Source organism: Lactobacillus delbrueckii subsp. delbrueckii DSM 20074 = JCM 1012 (assembly GCF_001433875.1).
GTDB classification, from domain to species: Bacteria; Bacillota; Bacilli; order Lactobacillales; family Lactobacillaceae; genus Lactobacillus; species Lactobacillus delbrueckii.
The window spans coordinates 1-1,920 of sequence record NZ_AZCR01000024.1; the positions used below are offsets into that span (position 1 = coordinate 1).

The 1,920-nt window shown below is 47.9% G+C and carries 2 protein-coding genes; both read left to right on the forward strand.

Annotated features, from left to right (window positions below; all coding sequences use genetic code 11):
* Window positions 1–130: 130 nt before the first annotated feature.
* Complete coding sequence (locus tag FD23_RS04810; RefSeq protein WP_052933638.1) at window positions 131–742, forward strand: response regulator transcription factor; 612 nt, start codon at window positions 131–133, stop codon at window positions 740–742.
* 2 nt (window positions 743–744) lie between these two features.
* Window positions 745–1,920, forward strand: a 1,176-nt coding sequence (locus tag FD23_RS04815) for a sensor histidine kinase (RefSeq protein ID WP_236743877.1), incomplete at its 3' end; no start/stop codon positions are given.

Here is a 1,920-nt window from a genome sequence, read left to right on the forward strand (position 1 = left end):
TTCCTGCGGTTAATGGAACTATCGCGGAAAGCTTTCTAAGTCTCTCAGTCATTTACACAAGTTTTTATACTGAACCAAAATTCTTTTAGCTGAAGACGAAGCACAATTGAACAGAGTTTTGACGGTCGCCATGCAAAAAAGCGGCTACGATGTCGACTCAGTTTTTAACGGACAAGAAGCTGTCGATGCTGTCAAAAAGCATCCCTACGACGTCATCATCATGGACATCATGATGCCCGTCAAAAATGGCCTGGACGCGGTCAAGGAAATCCGCGCTGCTGGTGACAAAACCTACATTATGATGTTGACGGCCAAGTCTGAAATCGACGACAAGGTAACGGGGCTGGATGTCGGTGCTGACGACTACTTGACTAAGCCGTTCTCCTTAAAGGAACTGCTGGCCCGCCTACGGTCAAAAGAGCGCCGAAGCGAGGACTACAACAGCACTCAAGAACTGAACTACGACAACCTCAAGCTGGACCTCAACTCCCAAGAGCTGTCCAGCAACAACTCCATCAGTCTGTCCAAGCAGGAAACCGGCTTGATGCGCTACTTCTTGCTCAATCCTGGCAAGGCCATCAGCACGGAAGAACTATTCAACCATGTTTGGAAGAATGAAGATGAAAGCGAAGACGTGGTTTGGGTATACATCTCCTTCCTTCGGTCCAAGTTGGCCTCAATCGGGGCAAATGTCCAGATTTCCGGCGAGAAGGGCGGCGAGTTCTGCCTTGAGAGGGCCTGATCATGATTAAAAGAATCAGGCGGCGCTTTATCTGGCTGGCGACGCTATCGCTTTTTTTGGTCATGTTTTTCTCTTTCTCCAGCTTGATCGGCATCAGCCTTTTTGAATCCAGCCATGAAGCTGACCAAGTCCTATCCATTATTGTTAAAAATAATGGCCGACTGGACGAGGTTCAAGCCAAAAAGCGGCTAGGCGATCAGTACAATAAGGAAGGGATCTTTAAGTACCGCTACTTCACGGCCAACATCAATACGAAAAAACAGACTTTGACCGTAATTGACGCGGACCACATCATCGGCTATTCGATCAACTCGGTTTCCAGCCGGAAAAAGGAGATCTCCATGCGCCTGTCAGCTGGCCAGTTGAAGGGGACGATCCAATCTAATGGAGTCCGCTTCCGCTACTTGGCTAAAAAGATTTCCGCCAACAAGTACTATATCTGCTTCATTGACTTGAGTCCTTTGATGCAGTCAGCGCTTTTGCTGGTGAGATATGCCTTGATTTTCACCTTCAGCGGGATTTTGTTTTTTGTCATCATTATGGCTCTGCTTGCCGACAAGGCAATCCAGCCGATCAAGGATGCCTACGACAAACAGCGGCGTTTTATCACCAATGCCGGTCACGAGCTGAAGACCCCTCTGTCCGTAATCAGCGCTAACGCTGAAATGGAAGAGCTGCTGGGCAATGATGATGAATGGAATGAAAGCACCAAAGAACAGGTGGTGCGGATGACCGGTTTGATCAACCAGCTGATCACTTTGACTAGGATGAGTGAACCGGAAGAACTGGTCTTGTCAAAGGTCAATTTCTCAGAAATTACCAAGGAATCAGCAGATTCATTTAAATCGGTTCTGGCTAAGGATAATAAAAAGTATGTGGTCAGCATCGATCCGGATCTCTACATCAACGCCGAACAGAGCAGCCTACTGGAACTGGTCAACATCTTGATCGACAACGCCCAGAAGTATTGTGACCCCGAGGGCGAAGTCATGGTTGTCCTGGCCAAGAGCCGGCTTAATCAGAACGCGGTTTTGACGGTCACCAATTCATATAAGAATGGGGCTGGGATCGATACCAACCGCTTCTTTGAACGTTTTTACCGGGAAGACGAATCCCACCATTATAATCAGAAGCAAAAGAATGGTTTTGGGATCGGCTTGTCTATGGCCCAGGATCTG

Bases quoted from the DNA above. Each gene is read 5' to 3' on its own strand.
- FD23_RS04810 (WP_052933638.1), top strand. From the start codon at position 131: ATGCAAAAAAGCGGCTACGATGTCGACTCAGTTTTTAACGGACAAGAA.